The organism is Vibrio sp. HDW18 (genome assembly GCF_011306175.1).
Taxonomy (GTDB): Bacteria; Pseudomonadota; Gammaproteobacteria; order Enterobacterales; family Vibrionaceae; genus Vibrio; species Vibrio chanodichtyis.
Map to the genome: position 1 here is coordinate 1572955 of NZ_CP049913.1, position 15808 is coordinate 1588762.

Sequence of the window (15808 nt, forward strand, 5' to 3'; positions counted from 1 at the left end):
AAAGAGCCACCCAATGCAACGGGTGGCTCTTTTTATCGATCTGGTGATCACGCAATAGTTAGCGAGTACCGTACACCACGATAGTTTTACCGTGAGCAGAGATCAGATTTTGCTCTTCCAGCATCTTGAGGATGCGGCCAACGGTTTCACGTGAACAGCCAACAATTTGACCAATCTCTTGACGGGTGATTTTGATCTGCATGCCATCAGGGTGGGTCATAGCATCAGGTTGACGTGCTAGGTTGAGCAGAGTTTGGGCAATCCGACCGGTGACGTCTAAGAACGCCAGGTCACCCACTTTTTGGCTAGTGACTTGCAGACGGCGAGCCATTTGACCTGAAAGGCGCATCAAAATATCAGGGTTAACCTGGATCAATTGACGGAATTTCTTAAATGAGATTTCAGCCACTTCACAAGGTGTTTTAGCTCGAACCCAAGCGGTACGCTCTTGGCCTTCTTCAAAGAGGCCCAGTTCACCGATGAAATCACCTTGGTTTAGGTAAGAGAGGATCATCTCTTTACCTTCTTCATCTTTAATCAGTACCGCGACAGAACCTTTGACGATGTAATACAGCGTTTCCGCTTTCTCACCCGCGTGGATCAGTGTGCTTTTTGATGGGTACTTATGAATGTGACAATGTGAAAGAAACCACTCTAGTGTTGGATCGGTTTGAGGTTTACCTAGAACCATAATTATCTCACTTCCTCTGCAGGGTACGCTTGCCGCTATCCATATTTTAGCGAAGCCTCAATTGGGTTTACTAGAATAAAAGGTGTTACCTAGTGCTGCAAGCTCTCTTATGTTTCGATTGAGAATAGTAGCGTCTTTCCAAAATGATTTCTTGATTTTAATCGTGTCACTGGCCTGATTTGCTACGCAAAAATGTGCACATGATCACGGTATGAAAAGTAAGCATTCATAACTGGTCGGAGCTAACCAATTTTTCCGGTTTCAATCAGTTGCTGCAGCAGTGGGCGTACAATTAAATCCATCGCAAAACTCATCTTGCCGCCGGGGACAACGATGGTGTTATGGCGTGACATAAATGAGCCATCAATCATCGCCAATAGGTATGGAAAATCGACGTTTTTAATGCCACGGAAGCGGATCACCACAAAACTCTCATCCAAGGTTGGGATGCCTTTTGCGTTGAGCGGGTTGGAGGTATCGACGGTCGGTACCCGTTGAAAGTTAATATGGGTGCGTGAAAATTGTGGGGTGATGAAGTTGAGGTAGTCATCCATTGAACGGACGATCGAATCCATTACCGCTTCACGTGAATGTCCACGATCGCGGGTATCACGCACGTATTTCTGGATCCACTCAAGGTTAACAATCGGCACCATGCCAATCAGAAAATCAACGTGCTGTGCAACATTGACTGCGCCATCAACGACGCCACCGTGTAAGCCTTCATAAAACAGCACATCTGAGTTTTCTGGCAGCGCTTGCCAAGGGGTAAAGGTGCCTGGGATTTGATGATATGGCACGGCTTCGTCAAACGAATGTAAGTAGCGGCGAACTTGGCCGGTACCGCTTTTGCCATATTGACGAAAGAACTCTTCTAGCGCTGAGAAGTCGTTGGCTTGTGGACCAAAATAGCTGATATGGCGACCTTGTTCTCGGGCTTTGCGGATTTCACTATCCATTTCAGGGCGGGTGAAGCGATGAAAGCTGTCTCCCTCAACCCATGCTGGTTTAATGTCCATTATATTGAACATTTTACGAAATGCTTCTGAGGTGGTGGTAGTGCCGGCACCGGAAGAGCCGGTCACCGCAATGATGGGGTGTTTCGCTGACATGACAAACCTTGTCCTTAAGTCCTTGAATTGGGTGCCCACTTGGCTCCCGTTGCTCAATGACTATAGCACGGTCAAGGTTGTCGTCACTGCTGAGTTAAAATGGTTGGCATTTAATATCGACGCTTTCATGCAATTCGGAATAGACGATTGCCGCTTGCCCAGTTTGTAATTGAACGCGTACTTGCGCTATTTTTTCCTCCAGTGACACTTCTATATCGCCATAATCCGTGCCTTCACGCAGCACAAATTCTCGGATCAAATTGTTGAGTGTTGTTGGTGCAATTTGTTGCCAGGGAATGATCATCAATACCTCTTGATTTGATAACCGATTGCTCGGCTTTCACCGCACGAGTGATCGGGGGGATCTGTGTTATCTCGCTGTCGGTGAAGTGGTCGAGCGAGATAACCAGCGTCGCGGCTAGATGGTTTGTGCGCTAGCGTGCTTTAAGCATTAAATTGCTGTTCCATCTCTTCTAAGATTTCCTGTTCGCTCATCCAGGCTAGTTCGACTTGCTCTAGCTCGGATTTGGCGGCCGCTTGTTTGGCCAACACCTCAGTCAGAGTGGCTTTATTTTCGGCTTGGTACAGTGCGCTATCCGCTAACTGGTTTTCCATCTCACCGATCTGTTGGTTCAGTTGGTCGAGTTTATTTTCCAACTGGGTCAGTTTTTTGCGAATGGGCGCAGTGAGCTTACGAAAATCGGCTTCACGGCGCTTTTGCTCTTTTTTGGCCGCTGCACTGTTGCTGCTGTTGGTGTTACTGCTAGTTTGGGTTTCTTTGCGTTCGGCTTTTTGCTGATCGGTCAGCCATTTGTAGTAGTCATTTAAGTCACCATCAAATGGCGCAACTTGGTGATCATGCACTAAATAGAGATCATCGGTGGTGGCGCGCAGTAAGTAACGATCGTGGCTGACGATCACCATTGCGCCTTCATAGCTTTGCAATGCTAAAGTCAGCGCCTGACGCATATCCAAATCCAGATGGTTGGTCGGTTCGTCGAGCAGCAGTAGGTTGGGCTTTTGCCATACAATCAGTGCCAGCACTAAACGGGCTTTTTCACCGCCAGAGAAGGGCGCAACTTTTTCGAGTGCTTTTTCACCATGAAACCCAAAGCTGCCTAGGTAGTTACGCAGCTCTAACTCATTTTTATCGGGGGCGATTTGCATCATGTGCTGCAGCGGAGTCTCTTCTGGATGCAGGGTTTCTAACTGATGCTGGGCAAAGTAGCCAATTTTTACCCCTTGCGAGTAGCTGCAGTCACCCGATTGTGGTATCAGCTCCCCAGAGAGCAGTTTGATCAAGGTCGATTTACCGGCTCCGTTACGGCCAAGCAAACCGATGCGGCTGCCGGGCACCAAATTCAAGCGGATTTTTTCCAGAATTAAGTTATCGCCGTAGCCCGCCGCCACTTGATCCATCATCAGGATCGGGTTAGGTAGCGCGGCTGGCTCACGAAATTCAAAACTGAACGGGTTATCAAATTGGGCTGGCAGCACGGTTTCCATCCGCTCTAACGCTTTGAGTCGGCTTTGTGCTTGGCGAGCTTTCGACGCTTTATAGCGAAAGCGATCAATATAGCTTTGCATGTGCGCCATCTGTTTTTGCTGCTTTTGATAGGCGGCTTGTTGTTGGAGCATTTTTTGCGCGCGTTGGTGCTCAAACGATGAGTAGTTACCGGTGTATTCGTTTAAAGTCTGATTCTCAATATGCACAATCCGATTGATGATCGGGTCGAGGAAGTCTCGGTCATGGGAAATCAGGATCAGCGTACCAGGATAGCTTTGTAACCAACGTTCGAGCCACATTACCGCGTCCAAATCTAAGTGGTTGGTCGGCTCATCGAGCAGCAGTAAATCTGAGCGGCAAATCAGTGCTTGTGCCAGGTTTAAACGCATTCGCCAACCACCGGAAAATTGGGTCAGATTCCAGCTCATCTGCGGTTGTGAAAAGCCCAAGCCGTCCAGCAGCTCTGAGGCGCGAGCGCGAATACTATAACCACCAACCATTTCGATTTTGCCGTGCAGCTCCGCCACTTTCGTGCCGTTATCGGCCATTTCCGCCTCAGCTAATTGACTTTCTAGCTCGCGATATTCGCGATCGCCATCAATCACATACTCCAGTGCGGTGCGATCTAGGGCTGGGGTTTCTTGTGCTACCCAAGCTAATTCCCAGTAAGCGGGTTGGCTGAACGATCCCGCATCAATTGAGAGTTCATCTTTCAGCAATGCAAACAGGGTTGATTTACCACAGCCGTTTTTACCGACTAAACCGACTTTATCGCCGGGATGAATGGTGGCTGAAGCGTGCTCAAGGAGGGGTTTACCGCCGCGCAGTAGCTGAATATCAGAAAAGGTAATCATAAAAAATCGTTTATCGCCGGTTGAATTTGCGCTCGGAATAGTAGGTGGAATAAGGATAAAAGTCGATCATTATACCGATTCGGGTATGATTGCGCCGAGTCAGCATGCCGATCCGTCGATGATGGGAATTTTTAAGCCGGAGTAATTGAGTTTCTGCGTGTGATCTTCATAATATCGACAACTTTTTTCTTTTGGCGGGTATTTGGCCGTCGAGAGACAACCTCCCTGGAGCAGTTATGAAAATTGAAAAAAACACGGTAGCAAGTCTTGCTTACCAATTGACTATCGAAGATGGCGTGGTAGTGGATCAGTCTACGGTTGAGGCACCACTGGATTACCTGCACGGTCACAATAACCTGATTTCAGGTCTTGAGCGTGAGCTAGAAGGCAAAGTGGCGGGCGATAAGTTTACCGTAACGATTGCACCGGAAGATGCATATGGCGAACACAATGCTGACTTAGTGCAACGTGTTCCTGCGGATGTGTTCCAAGGTGTTGATGAGTTGGAAGTGGGTATGCGTTTCTTGGCCGATACCGATCAAGGCCCGATCCCTGTTGAAATCACTGAAGTTGATGGTGATGAAGTGGTGGTTGATGGTAACCACATGCTGGCTGGTCAATCACTGACTTTCAGTGTTGAAGTGGTCGCGGTGCGCGCTGCTACTGAAGAAGAGATGGCACACGGTCATATTCACCAAGAAGGTGGCTGCTGTGGTGGTCATGATCATGACCACGATCATGAAGGCGGTTGCTGTGGTGGCGAAGGCCACGATCATGACCATCACGGTCATGGTAAAAAAGAAGGCTGCTGTGGCGGCGGTAGCTGCGGTTCACACTAAGTGTAAAGCCGCCGACTAGCTGATAACAGATTGGTCTAGTCAGGTCTATTGGCAAAGCGCTCACCGCGATCCGGTTAGCGCTTTTTTTGTGGCTGATTTTTTGCTTTTTATCGATAGACTACGGCTTAAGCCCCATACCACCATGATGCGTGGTATACCGTTGGAGAAACTGGTTATGACTCATCCTATTGCGATCGCCATTCATGGTGGTGTTGGCAGCGTGTTATCTGCACACATCGATGCCCCGTTACGTGCTGAAATTCTCACTACATTAGAGCAAGCTGTGCGTACCGGGCATCAATTGTTAGTGCAAGGCGCTGATGCGTTAGATGCGGCGGTGGCGGCCGTGACAGTATTGGAAGATTCACCACTGTTCAATGCCGCCAAGGGGGCGGCATTGACTCATAATGAGATGGTTGAGATGGATGCCTCAGTGATGCATGGTGCACAGCGAGCGGTGGGAATGATTGCTAGGGTGCGTCATATTAAAAATCCGATCCAGCTTGCGCGTGATGTGCTGCGTGATAGCTCGCAGGTATTTTTGAGCGGTGAAGGGGCTGAGCAGTTTGCTTTTCAACAAGGACACCAATATACCGAGCAGGATTATTTCTTTACTGAGCGATGTTATGAGCAACTCCAGAGTCTCAAGCCACAAACGGATTTAGCGCTTTGCGATGCGATTGAACCATCCTCGCCAAGGCAACATCTCGTGGCGCAACAATCTGGCTCGGTCGGTGCGGTTGCGCTCGATCAATGGGGGAATTTAGCCGCGGCATCCAGTACTGGCGGCGTTGCTAATCAACCGGTTGGGCGAGTGGGGAGTGCGGTGCTGATGGGGGCGGGTATGATTGCCGAAAATGGTAATGTGGCAATTTCATGTACCGGGATGGATCAATATTTGCTGCGCTATTCGGTGGCCAGTGATATTGCTGCTCACATGCGTTATCTGCAGCAAGATGTGCAGACCGCGTGTCAAAGTGTGCTGCAAGGCGAGCTGAAAAGCCTTACTAGCGAAGTGGGTTTAATTGCAATCAATGCCTGTGGCGACGTTCACTTTGCGATCAACGGTACTGCAATGTATTGCGCCAGTATTGATCGACATGGGCAATTGAGTGTCAACATTTACGCCGACCAATAATTGCGCGCTAATAACTGAATGGATTTTCAAGACTGTTTTATATGAATTTTTGATGCTTAAAAAATGACTGCAACGATTCACATTCGGTGCTAGAATCCTTTTTTAACTAGCAATCAGACTTGGAAAGATGGGTAATAACGTAGTCGTTCTTGGCACCCAATGGGGTGACGAAGGTAAAGGTAAAATCGTAGACCTTTTAACTGAAGATGCAAAATACGTGGTTCGCTACCAAGGCGGACATAACGCAGGTCACACACTAGTCATTGACGGTGAAAAAACCGTTCTTCACTTGATTCCATCCGGTATTCTTCGCAACAACGTGAAATGCATTATCGGTAACGGTGTGGTTCTGTCACCAGATGCGCTGCTCAAAGAGATGTCTGGTCTCGAAGCGCGTGGTGTACCTGTTCGTGAGCGTCTTTTCATTTCTGAAGCTTGCCCCCTGATCTTGCCATACCACATTGCGCTTGACCAAGCGCGCGAAGTTGCTCGTGGCAAGAAAGCGATTGGTACTACGGGTCGTGGTATCGGTCCGGCGTACGAAGACAAAGTGGCTCGTCGTGGTCTGCGTGTTGGTGACCTATTCGATATGGCTTCTTTTGCTGACAAACTGCAAGAAGTGATGGCATATCATAACTTCCAACTGGAGCATTTCTACAAAGTAGAGCCAGTCAGTTACCAAGCTGTACTGGAGCAAGTGCAAGGTTATGCAGAATTGTTGATGTCGATGGTTATTGACGTGACTGACGAACTGGATGCAGCGCGTAAGCGTGGCGATAAGATCATGTTCGAAGGCGCACAAGGCACCCTGCTGGATATCGACCATGGTACTTACCCATATGTCACCTCTTCCAATACCACTGCTGGTGGTGTAGCCGCTGGTTCTGGTTTTGGCCCTCGTCACTTGGGTTATATTTTAGGTATTGCCAAAGCATACTGTACTCGTGTTGGTGCTGGTCCATTCCCAACGGAATTGTTTGACGAAGTGGGCGACCACCTAGGCACTAAAGGCCATGAATTTGGTGCAACCACGGGCCGTAAGCGCCGTTGTGGTTGGTTTGATGCCGTGGCGATGCGCCGTGCAATTCAAATTAACTCAGTAACAGGTTTCTGTCTGACTAAACTTGACGTTCTTGATGGTCTGAAAGAAATCAAGATCTGTACTGGTTATCAAATGCCAGATGGTTCAATTGCGCAAGTTTCACCAATGGCTGCAGATGCATTCGAAGGTGTAACGCCAATTTTCGAAACCATGCCAGGTTGGTCTGAAACGACCTTCGGTGCGAAAACTTTGGCTGAGTTGCCACAGACTGCGCTGGATTACATCAAGCGCATTGAAGAGCTGACCGGTGTTCCAGTTGACATCATCTCTACTGGTCCAGATCGCAACGAAACTATCATCAAAGTTCACCCATTTAGCGTGTGATCTTGAGAGAAAAAAATCGCAGCCGACTCATTGAGTCGGCTTTTTTTTGCCATACTGTCAGCGGTATGCTGTTCATTGGTGGCAAAAAGTTGCCGCAAAACGGTAAACGGGGCTAAAGCGATCGCATAAAATGCCGATATAGAAAGCAAACCGAGTCCGCGTGCAATGCTGCGCGTAACGATTGCCGGTGTTATGTAAGAGTGCGGGTATGAAGCTACGAACGCTAGCCGCTTCCTTATTGCTTGCATGGTACTCCTGCTACAATCCTGCTTATGCTGAGGATTTAGGAGAACCAGTGCCTATCTATTCGGAAGCTAAGCTAATCAAACTGATTGAACAAAATAAGCATCTTGAGCGTGTAAAAGCGGATCATTGCCAGATTGTGGAAGATATTGTTGCGCGTGCGACACGTATCAGTCTGCCTGCTTATGAATTTCTGTATGGCGATATGCTAGCGTGGGGAGTATGTGTCGAGCAGGATGTCGAGCTTGGCCTGTATTATATGGAAAATGCAGCACATCAAGGGCTACCCGCAGCACTTGAGCAGCTCGGACGTTATTATTCGCGCGGTACGTTAGTTCAGCAAGATAAACAGCGCGCAATTCCTTACCTACGCGAAGCGGCGGCAATGGGTAATCTAAATGCACGTATTCAACTGGCCGAGCTGTTATTGCGTGATTACGGCAGCCCGCGAGATTACGAAGATGCGTATCGTTGGCTGTATAACTCGGTAACTGCGGATCAGCGTACTCACCACCGGATCGCGCTACTGCGCCAAGGTTTAGAGCGGCGTATGCCGGAAAATATCATCGCACGTGCTAAGCGCAGAGAAACGTTTTGGTGATATCCCCTTGCGACTTGAAGCGGTAGTGGTGTTGGCTAGGTTGTTTCACCTCAATCACATAGCTTGCCTATGCTCATGGGGACTCACTCACTTGCCGCCTACCTGCAACTCCAAGCTATTTGGGTGTAATACATCTCACGGATTGGTGAGTCAGCAATATCGTTGATTTAGCCGATTAAGCTCTTGCTGTCGCCAAGCGGCATCCACCTATTTTACTATCCATCAGCCTCACTTGGCTGATTGGCTCGAACCCGATCATAAATCTTGCTGATTCATCATTTTAAATTTGATTCAGATCACATTAAATAGCATGATGAGTCAGTTCTGTGCGTTGTCGTTAGTTGTTCATTGTGACAAAGCATTAGGATATAACCTATACCCCTCGATAAGCAGGTCTGCCTATGTCTGACACCACACACCTTGATCCATTTGCGGATCGAGAAGCCGACAACTATGACAATCCAATTCCAAGTCGTGAGTTCATTCTGGAATTTTTAACCCAAGCTAATGTTCCGATGAATCGCAACGATCTGTTCGAAGCGCTAAAACTGGCCGGCGAAGAACAGTACGAAGGGTTGCGCCGTCGCTTGCGAGCAATGGAACGTGATGGTCAACTGGTATTTACTCGTCGTCAATGTTACGCCTTGCCTGAAAAATTAGAAATGGTGAAAGGTTACGTCATTGGCCACAAAGATGGGCATGGCTGGGTACGCCCAGAAGGAAGCCTTAATAAAGAGGGTGATATTTTACTCCCACATCACCAGATGCGTTCGCTGATCCATGGTGATTTTGTGTTGGTGCAGCCAAGTGGTACCGATAAGCGTGGCCGTAAAGAGGGGCGCTTGGTGCGCATTTTGGAGCCGCGTAATGACCAAATTGTTGGGCGTTTCTTTTTTGAACACGGTTACTCCTATGTGGTGCCGGATGACTCGCGGATCCATCATGATATTTTGATCCCTGACGAATTACGTGTCGGTGCGCGGATGGGTAACGTAGTGGTGATTGAGATCACTGATCGCGGTACTCGCAATCGCGGCATGATGGGTAAAGTGGTCGAAGTGCTCGGTGAAAATATGGCTCCGGGGATGGAAATTCAGATTGCGATCCGTACCCACCAAATTCCCCATGAGTGGCCAGCCGAAGTTGAACAGCAAGTGGCTGGGTTGGCAGAAGAGGTACCGGAGCAAGCTAAACAAGGCCGCGTTGATCTGCGTGCTTTACCGCTGGTCACCATTGATGGTGAAGATGCGCGAGATTTCGATGATGCGGTCTATTGTGAAGCGAAAAAAGGTGGCGGCTGGCGACTATGGGTGGCGATTGCCGATGTAAGTTATTACGTGCGCCCAGATAGCGCACTGGATAAAGAGGCGATTAATCGCGGTAACTCAGTCTACTTCCCATCACAAGTGGTTCCTATGCTACCGGAAGTGTTGTCCAATGGTCTTTGTTCGCTCAACCCACAAGTCGATCGCTTGTGTATGGTGTGTGAAATGACCATCTCCGAGACAGGTAAACTGTCTGGTTACAAGCACTATGAAGCGGTGATGAATTCGCATGCGCGTTTGACTTACACTAAAGTGCACGAAATTCTCGAAGGCGATGAAGAGCTGCGTGAGCGCTATCAAGAACTAGTCCCTCATCTGCAAGAGCTGCACAAAATGTATCAGGTACTCAAAGGCGCACGTGATGAGCGTGGTGCGATTGAGTTTGAAACGGTGGAAACCAAATTCATCTTTAATCCACAGCGTAAAATTGACAGCATCGAACCTGTGGTGCGTAACGATGCCCATAAGCTGATTGAAGAGTGCATGATCCTCGCTAATATCGCATCAGCTTCGTTGGTGGAGAAAGCCAAAGAAGCGGCCTTGTATCGTATCCATGAACCGCCAGGTGAAGAGCGTTTAACTGGATTCAGAAGTTTCTTAGGTGAATTAGGCCTTGATCTAGCCGGGGGATTAGAGCCCGCGCCGACCGATTACGCAAATTTGATGAAGCAAATCGGCGAGCGACCAGATAAAGAACTGATCCAAACCATGCTACTGCGTTCGATGAAGCAAGCGGTATATAACGGTGCTAATGCTGGTCACTTTGGTTTGGCTTTAAAACGTTACGCACACTTTACCTCACCGATTCGTCGCTACCCAGACTTACTGCTGCATCGTGCAATCAAGTATTTGATCGCCAAACAAGAAGGACGTAATCAAGATCGTTGGACCCCAACCGGCGGCTATCATTACTCATTTGATGATATGCATTTTTATGGTGAGCAGTGTTCGATGACTGAGCGGCGTGCTGATGATGCGACTCGTGAAGTCGCTGATTGGCTCAAATGTGAATATATGCAAGACCATGTGGGTGAAGAGCTCGATGGTGTAGTTGCCAACGTGACCAGTTTTGGTTTCTTTGTACGCTTGAGCGATCTGCATATTGACGGCTTAGTGCATATTTCGACGTTAGCTAACGATTACTACCACTATGATCCGATCGGTCAACGTTTGGTTGGGGAAAGTTTTGGTGCTATTTATCGGCTCGGCGATGCTGTGAAAGTGAAAGTTTTGGCCGTCAATCTTGATGATCGTCAAATAGACTTTGAATTGGTTGAAACAAGTCGTAAGCTACGCGGCCAAGGTAAAACCGCCAAAAAGCGTGCCGAAGAGGCAAGGGCCAAAGCTCAGGGTAAAAAGCAAGCCGCGAGCAAAGGTGGTCGGGCTAAGGCGCCAGTAAAATCAGCGGCACAACCTAAGCTAGAAGCGACACGCCATCCAGATGGCCCCGCGACTACCAAAGCCAAAAAAACCAAAGCGCCGAAAAAACGTAAAAACCAAGCGGGTAAGAAAACCAGCAAGGCACGAGAAAAAACCAAATAGGTAGAACATGAGTAACGAATTGATTTACGGCATCCATGCGGTGAATGCAGTATTACAACGCGATCCAATGCGCTTTATCGAAGTGTATGTACTAAAAGGCCGTCAGGATGATCGCTTGCTACCAGTAGTCAATGAATTGACGCATCTTGGGATCTCGATTCAAGAGATGAGTCGTAAAGCACTTGATGACAAAGCGGAAGGTGCCAATCACCAAGGCTTGATTGCGCGGGTGAAAGCCATGCGGCAACTCAATGAAAATGATCTGGATGATATCCTCGCCCAACATCAACAGCCATTACTGTTAGTGCTTGATGGCGTGACCGATCCCCATAATCTTGGGGCTTGCTTGCGGAATGCTGATGCGGCAGGTGTCGCCGCAGTGATTGTGCCCAAGGATAAATCCGCGCCACTGACCGCGACGGTCAGTAAAGTCGCTTGTGGCGCTGCAGAAACCGTACCATTGGTTCGAGTGACTAACTTGGCACGTACCATGCGCGCTCTGCAGGAAAAAGGGGTGTGGTTTGTTGGTACGGCGGGGGAAGCCACTCATGATATCTACCAAAGTAAATTGAGTGGGCCACTAGCCATCGTGATGGGAGCCGAAGGGGATGGTATGCGTCGTCTCACTCGTGAGACGTGCGATGATCTGATCAAAATCCCGATGGCGGGTAGTGTTTCAAGCCTCAATGTCTCGGTGGCATGTGGTGTCTGCCTGTTTGAAGCTGTGCGTCAACGCATGGCCAATCAATAAGTTTCCGAACCGATACAATATCACGGGTATGCAAGTGCCCGTGAATGATTGGCCTATTTTCCTTTTCTCCGCCATTTTTCTTTGTCTTCAACCTGCCACAATTTAATTCCGATTATTTTTCAAACATCCCTTGCAACTCAAACTGTGATCGGTATAATTCCCCGCACTGGTTTAGCCAGTTGTGAACCAATGAGCAGCGAGGAGCTAGCCTGTCGTATTGATAGGTACGGTAATGTATACTCAGCTTATGTTCGCAGTTAATTCGATTAGCTTATTTATTTAAGTTATTCACATTAGCTGACAATGTGCCCAATTGTGGCACTACGGTTTCACATAAATCAATCGGCATTCTCTCGTTCTGACGAGTTTGAGTGGCGATATTGTTTGTGTAATTTTTTTATAATTGGAGCTCTGTCTCATGCAGAACCAACGTATCCGTATCCGCCTAAAAGCTTTCGATTACAAACTGATCGATGCTTCTACTGCGGAAATCGTAGAAACAGCTAAACGTACCGGCGCACAGGTTCGTGGTCCAATCCCACTGCCTACTCGTAAAGAGCGTTTCACTGTTCTGATCTCTCCACACGTAAACAAAGATGCACGTGACCAGTACGAAATTCGTACTCACAAGCGTCTGATCGACATCGTAGAACCAACTGATAAGACTGTAGATGCACTGATGCGTCTTGATCTTGCTGCTGGTGTTGATGTTCAAATCAGCCTAGGTTAAGGGAGATTAGAAGAATGATTGGTCTAGTCGGACGTAAAGTGGGCATGACCCGCGTATTTACTGAAGAAGGCGTTTCTATCCCTGTAACAGTTGTTGAGGTTGAAGCGAACCGTATCACTCAAGTGAAAACACTTGAAACTGATGGTTACGCAGCTATCCAAGTAACTGCGGGTGCTAAGAAAGCTAACCGTGTTACTAAGCCAGAAGCTGGTCACTTCGCGAAAGCGGGTGTAGAAGCTGGTCGCGGTCTTTGGGAATTCCGTTTAGAAAACGGCGAAGAGTTTGCAGTGGGTTCTGAACTGACTGTTGAACTGTTCAACGAAATTAAAAAAGTAGACGTTACCGGTACATCAAAAGGTAAAGGTTTCCAAGGTGCTGTTAAGCGCTGGAATTTCCGTACCCAAGATATGACTCACGGTAACTCATTGTCTCACCGTGCTCCTGGTTCTATCGGTCAATGTCAGACTCCAGGTCGCGTGTTTAAAGGCAAGAAAATGGCAGGTCACATGGGTGCTGAGCGTGTAACGACTCAAAACCTAGAGATCGTACGTGTTGACGCTGAGCGCAATCTGCTCCTGATTAAAGGTGCAGTCCCAGGTGCAACCGGCGCTAACGTGATCGTCAAACCAGCTGTTAAAGCGTAACGTCTAGGAGTAAGTAATGGAATTGATGGTTAAAGGTGCTAACGCACTAACTGTTTCCGAAACTACTTTCGGACGTGAGTTCAATGAAGCTCTTGTACACCAAGTAGTTGTTGCTTATGCAGCAGGTGCTCGTCAAGGTACTCGTGCTCAAAAGACACGTTCAGAAGTTTCTGGCGGTGGCGCTAAGCCATGGCGTCAAAAAGGTACTGGCCGTGCACGTGCTGGTACAATCCGTAGCCCAATCTGGCGTACAGGTGGTGTTACTTTTGCTGCGAAACCACAAGATCACAGCCAAAAAGTAAACAAAAAAATGTACCGTGGTGCTATGAAGAGCATTCTGTCTGAGCTAGTTCGTCAAGAGCGTTTAATCGTTGTTGAAGAGTTCTCAGTTGAAGCTCCAAAGACCAAAGCTCTAGTAGCTAAGCTAAAAGAACTTGAGCTGAACGATGTTCTCATCGTTACTGGCGAAGTAGACGAAAATCTGTTCTTAGCTGCTCGTAACCTGTACAAAGTTGACGTGCGTGATGTAACGGGCATTGACCCAGTTAGCCTGATCGCATTTGACAAGGTTCTAATGACTGCTGCTGCAGTTAAGCAAGTTGAGGAGATGCTGGCATGATCCGTGAAGAGCGTCTACTAAAAGTTCTACGTGCACCGCACATCTCTGAAAAAGCAACCATGTCTGCAGAGAAAGCGAACACTATCGTTTTCAAAGTAGCAAAAGATGCCACTAAGAAAGAGATCAAAGCAGCTGTAGAAAAGCTATTTGAAGTTGAAGTTAAGTCTGTAAATACCCTGATCCTTAAGGGGAAGACCAAGCGTCAAGGTGTACGCCAAGGCCGTCGTTCTGACGTGAAAAAAGCGTACGTGACTTTGAATGAAGGTCAAGATCTTGACTTCGTTGGCGGCGCGGAATAACAGGAGTAGTTGAAAAATGGCTATTGTTAAATGTAAGCCGACTTCGGCTGGTCGTCGTCACGTTGTTAAAGTTGTTAACGCTGACCTGCACAAGGGTAAGCCATACGCACCTCTTCTAGAGAAAAACTCTAAGAACGGTGGTCGTAACAACAACGGTCGTATCACAGTACGTCACATCGGTGGTGGTCACAAGCAACACTATCGTTTGGTTGACTTCAAACGTACTAAAGACGGTATCCCAGCGAAAGTTGAGCGTCTAGAATACGATCCAAACCGTAGCGCAAACATCGCTCTAGTTCTGTACGCAGACGGTGAGCGTCGTTACATCATCGCACCAAAAGGTTTGAAAGCGGGCGACGTTATCCAATCTGGCCCTGATGCGCCGATTAAAGCGGGTAACGCAATGCCAATGCGCAACATCCCTGTTGGTTCAACTATCCATAACGTTGAATTAACTCCTGGGAAAGGTGCACAGCTGGCTCGTTCTGCAGGTGCGTACGCGCAACTGGTAGCTCGTGACGGTTCATATGTAACTATCCGTCTACGTTCTGGCGAAATGCGTAAAGTGTTGTCTGAAGGTCGTGCAACGATCGGTGAAGTAGGCAACTCTGAGCACATGCTGCGTGAACTGGGTAAAGCTGGTGCTGCGCGCTGGCGTGGTATTCGTCCAACCGTTCGCGGTGTGGTAATGAACCCGGTTGACCACCCACACGGTGGTGGTGAAGGTCGTACTTCTGGTGGTCGTCACCCTGTATCTCCTTGGGGCGTACCAACTAAAGGCTACAAGACACGTAGTAACAAACGCACTGACAAGTACATCGTACGTCGTCGTAATAAGTAATCTATTTAAGAGGATAAGCCATGCCACGTTCTCTCAAGAAAGGTCCATTTATTGACCTACACTTGCTGAAGAAGGTAGAGAAAGCGGTGGAAAGCGGAGACAAAAAGCCTATTAAGACTTGGTCCCGTCGTTCAATGATCATTCCAACAATGATCGGTTTGACCATCGCTGTCCATAATGGTCGTCAACACGTTCCAGTTTTCGTAACTGACGAAATGATCGGTCACAAATTGGGCGAATTTGCACCTACTCGTACTTACCGCGGTCATGCTGCGGATAAGAAAGCTAAGAAGAAATAAGGGGTAAATGATGGAAGCTATCGCTAAACATAACTTTGCTCGTATTTCTCCTCAGAAAGCTCGCTTAGTTGCAGACCAAATCCGCGGTAAATCTGTGGATCAAGCACTAGAACTTCTGACTTTCAGCAACAAAAAAGCGGCTGAACTGATTAAGAAAGTTCTGGTATCTGCAATCGCGAACGCAGAGCACAACGAAGGTGCAGACATCGACGATCTACGTGTCGCTAAAATCTTCGTAGATGAGGGCCCAGTCATGAAGCGTATTATGCCTCGTGCTAAAGGCCGTGCGGATCGTATCTTGAAGCGTTCAAGCCACATTACTGTGGTTGTCGCAGATCGCTAAGAGA

At 48.0% G+C, this 15808-nt stretch carries 17 protein-coding genes; 13 read left to right on the forward strand and 4 right to left on the reverse strand.

Annotation, left to right across the window (positions count from 1 at the left end; genetic code table 11):
- Positions 1 to 58: 58 nt before the first annotated feature.
- The 4 genes from crp to G7083_RS07660 form a co-directional block, all read right to left on the reverse strand.
- Positions 59 to 691, reverse strand: a complete 633-nt coding sequence (gene crp, locus G7083_RS07645) for a cAMP-activated global transcriptional regulator CRP (RefSeq protein ID WP_000242749.1) — start codon at positions 689 to 691, stop codon at positions 59 to 61.
- 242 nt (positions 692 to 933) lie between these two features.
- Positions 934 to 1803: a phosphoribulokinase gene (locus G7083_RS07650; protein ID WP_166014247.1), complete on the reverse strand. Its 870-nt coding sequence runs from the start codon at positions 1801 to 1803 to the stop codon at positions 934 to 936.
- 94 nt (positions 1804 to 1897) lie between these two features.
- Positions 1898 to 2107, reverse strand: coding sequence for a YheU family protein (locus tag G7083_RS07655; protein WP_166014248.1), 210 nt, complete (start codon positions 2105 to 2107; stop codon positions 1898 to 1900).
- Between the two features lie 140 nt (positions 2108 to 2247).
- Complete coding sequence (locus tag G7083_RS07660) at positions 2248 to 4164, reverse strand: ABC transporter ATP-binding protein (protein ID WP_166014249.1); 1917 nt, start codon at positions 4162 to 4164, stop codon at positions 2248 to 2250.
- A 236-nt stretch (positions 4165 to 4400) separates the two neighbouring features.
- Between G7083_RS07660 and slyD the strand changes: the two genes are divergently transcribed.
- From slyD to rplV, 13 genes are all read left to right on the forward strand, one after another.
- Positions 4401 to 5003 carry a peptidylprolyl isomerase gene (gene slyD, locus G7083_RS07665; protein WP_166014250.1) on the forward strand — a complete coding sequence of 201 codons (603 nt, stop codon included), beginning with the start codon at positions 4401 to 4403 and terminating at the stop codon, positions 5001 to 5003.
- A gap of 175 nt (positions 5004 to 5178) precedes the next feature.
- Positions 5179 to 6141 (forward strand): isoaspartyl peptidase/L-asparaginase family protein, encoded by a 963-nt coding sequence (locus tag G7083_RS07670; RefSeq protein ID WP_166014251.1) that lies wholly within the window; start codon positions 5179 to 5181, stop codon positions 6139 to 6141.
- Between the two features lie 127 nt (positions 6142 to 6268).
- Positions 6269 to 7567 carry an adenylosuccinate synthase gene (locus G7083_RS07675; protein WP_166014252.1) on the forward strand — a complete coding sequence of 433 codons (1299 nt, stop codon included), beginning with the start codon at positions 6269 to 6271 and terminating at the stop codon, positions 7565 to 7567.
- 208 nt (positions 7568 to 7775) lie between these two features.
- Positions 7776 to 8411, forward strand: coding sequence for a tetratricopeptide repeat protein (locus G7083_RS07680; protein WP_166014253.1), 636 nt, complete (start codon positions 7776 to 7778; stop codon positions 8409 to 8411).
- Positions 8412 to 8812: 401 nt separating this feature from the next.
- Positions 8813 to 11278: a ribonuclease R gene (gene rnr / locus G7083_RS07685; protein ID WP_166014254.1), complete on the forward strand. Its 2466-nt coding sequence runs from the start codon at positions 8813 to 8815 to the stop codon at positions 11276 to 11278.
- A 7-nt stretch (positions 11279 to 11285) separates the two neighbouring features.
- Entirely contained in the window at positions 11286 to 12029 is a 744-nt protein-coding gene (rlmB, locus tag G7083_RS07690) for a 23S rRNA (guanosine(2251)-2'-O)-methyltransferase RlmB (RefSeq protein WP_166014255.1), read from the forward strand.
- 418 nt (positions 12030 to 12447) lie between these two features.
- Positions 12448 to 12759, forward strand: coding sequence for a 30S ribosomal protein S10 (rpsJ, locus tag G7083_RS07695; RefSeq protein WP_001181007.1), 312 nt, complete (start codon positions 12448 to 12450; stop codon positions 12757 to 12759).
- 14 nt (positions 12760 to 12773) lie between these two features.
- Positions 12774 to 13403, forward strand: a complete 630-nt coding sequence (gene rplC, locus G7083_RS07700) for a 50S ribosomal protein L3 (protein WP_166014256.1) — start codon at positions 12774 to 12776, stop codon at positions 13401 to 13403.
- A 16-nt stretch (positions 13404 to 13419) separates the two neighbouring features.
- Positions 13420 to 14022 (forward strand): 50S ribosomal protein L4, encoded by a 603-nt coding sequence (gene rplD, locus G7083_RS07705; protein WP_166014257.1) that lies wholly within the window; start codon positions 13420 to 13422, stop codon positions 14020 to 14022.
- Positions 14019 to 14321, forward strand: coding sequence for a 50S ribosomal protein L23 (rplW, locus tag G7083_RS07710; RefSeq protein WP_166014258.1), 303 nt, complete (start codon positions 14019 to 14021; stop codon positions 14319 to 14321). Before rplD ends, rplW begins: the two co-directional genes overlap by 4 nt.
- A 16-nt stretch (positions 14322 to 14337) precedes the next feature.
- Positions 14338 to 15162, forward strand: a complete 825-nt coding sequence (gene rplB / locus G7083_RS07715; protein WP_166014259.1) for a 50S ribosomal protein L2 — start codon at positions 14338 to 14340, stop codon at positions 15160 to 15162.
- A 20-nt stretch (positions 15163 to 15182) separates the two neighbouring features.
- Positions 15183 to 15461, forward strand: a complete 279-nt coding sequence (rpsS, locus tag G7083_RS07720) for a 30S ribosomal protein S19 (RefSeq protein ID WP_001138114.1) — start codon at positions 15183 to 15185, stop codon at positions 15459 to 15461.
- 10 nt (positions 15462 to 15471) lie between these two features.
- Positions 15472 to 15804 (forward strand): 50S ribosomal protein L22, encoded by a 333-nt coding sequence (rplV, locus tag G7083_RS07725; RefSeq protein ID WP_166015013.1) that lies wholly within the window; start codon positions 15472 to 15474, stop codon positions 15802 to 15804.
- Positions 15805 to 15808 lie beyond the last annotated feature (4 nt).

Excerpts from the sequence above, each read along its gene's own strand:
- crp (WP_000242749.1), bottom strand. The coding sequence starts at position 691 with ATGGTTCTAGGTAAACCTCAAACCGATCCAACACTAGAGTGGTTTCTT.
- G7083_RS07650 (WP_166014247.1), bottom strand. The coding sequence starts at position 1,803 with ATGTCAGCGAAACACCCCATCATTGCGGTGACCGGCTCTTCCGGTGCC.
- G7083_RS07655 (WP_166014248.1), bottom strand. The coding sequence starts at position 2,107 with ATGATCATTCCCTGGCAACAAATTGCACCAACAACACTCAACAATTTG.
- G7083_RS07660 (WP_166014249.1), bottom strand. The coding sequence starts at position 4,164 with ATGATTACCTTTTCTGATATTCAGCTACTGCGCGGCGGTAAACCCCTC.
- slyD (WP_166014250.1), top strand. The coding sequence starts at position 4,401 with ATGAAAATTGAAAAAAACACGGTAGCAAGTCTTGCTTACCAATTGACT.
- G7083_RS07670 (WP_166014251.1), top strand. The coding sequence starts at position 5,179 with ATGACTCATCCTATTGCGATCGCCATTCATGGTGGTGTTGGCAGCGTG.
- G7083_RS07675 (WP_166014252.1), top strand. The coding sequence starts at position 6,269 with ATGGGTAATAACGTAGTCGTTCTTGGCACCCAATGGGGTGACGAAGGT.
- G7083_RS07680 (WP_166014253.1), top strand. The coding sequence starts at position 7,776 with ATGAAGCTACGAACGCTAGCCGCTTCCTTATTGCTTGCATGGTACTCC.
- rnr (WP_166014254.1), top strand. The coding sequence starts at position 8,813 with ATGTCTGACACCACACACCTTGATCCATTTGCGGATCGAGAAGCCGAC.
- rlmB (WP_166014255.1), top strand. The coding sequence starts at position 11,286 with ATGAGTAACGAATTGATTTACGGCATCCATGCGGTGAATGCAGTATTA.
- rpsJ (WP_001181007.1), top strand. The coding sequence starts at position 12,448 with ATGCAGAACCAACGTATCCGTATCCGCCTAAAAGCTTTCGATTACAAA.
- rplC (WP_166014256.1), top strand. The coding sequence starts at position 12,774 with ATGATTGGTCTAGTCGGACGTAAAGTGGGCATGACCCGCGTATTTACT.
- rplD (WP_166014257.1), top strand. The coding sequence starts at position 13,420 with ATGGAATTGATGGTTAAAGGTGCTAACGCACTAACTGTTTCCGAAACT.
- rplW (WP_166014258.1), top strand. The coding sequence starts at position 14,019 with ATGATCCGTGAAGAGCGTCTACTAAAAGTTCTACGTGCACCGCACATC.
- rplB (WP_166014259.1), top strand. The coding sequence starts at position 14,338 with ATGGCTATTGTTAAATGTAAGCCGACTTCGGCTGGTCGTCGTCACGTT.
- rpsS (WP_001138114.1), top strand. The coding sequence starts at position 15,183 with ATGCCACGTTCTCTCAAGAAAGGTCCATTTATTGACCTACACTTGCTG.
- rplV (WP_166015013.1), top strand. The coding sequence starts at position 15,472 with ATGGAAGCTATCGCTAAACATAACTTTGCTCGTATTTCTCCTCAGAAA.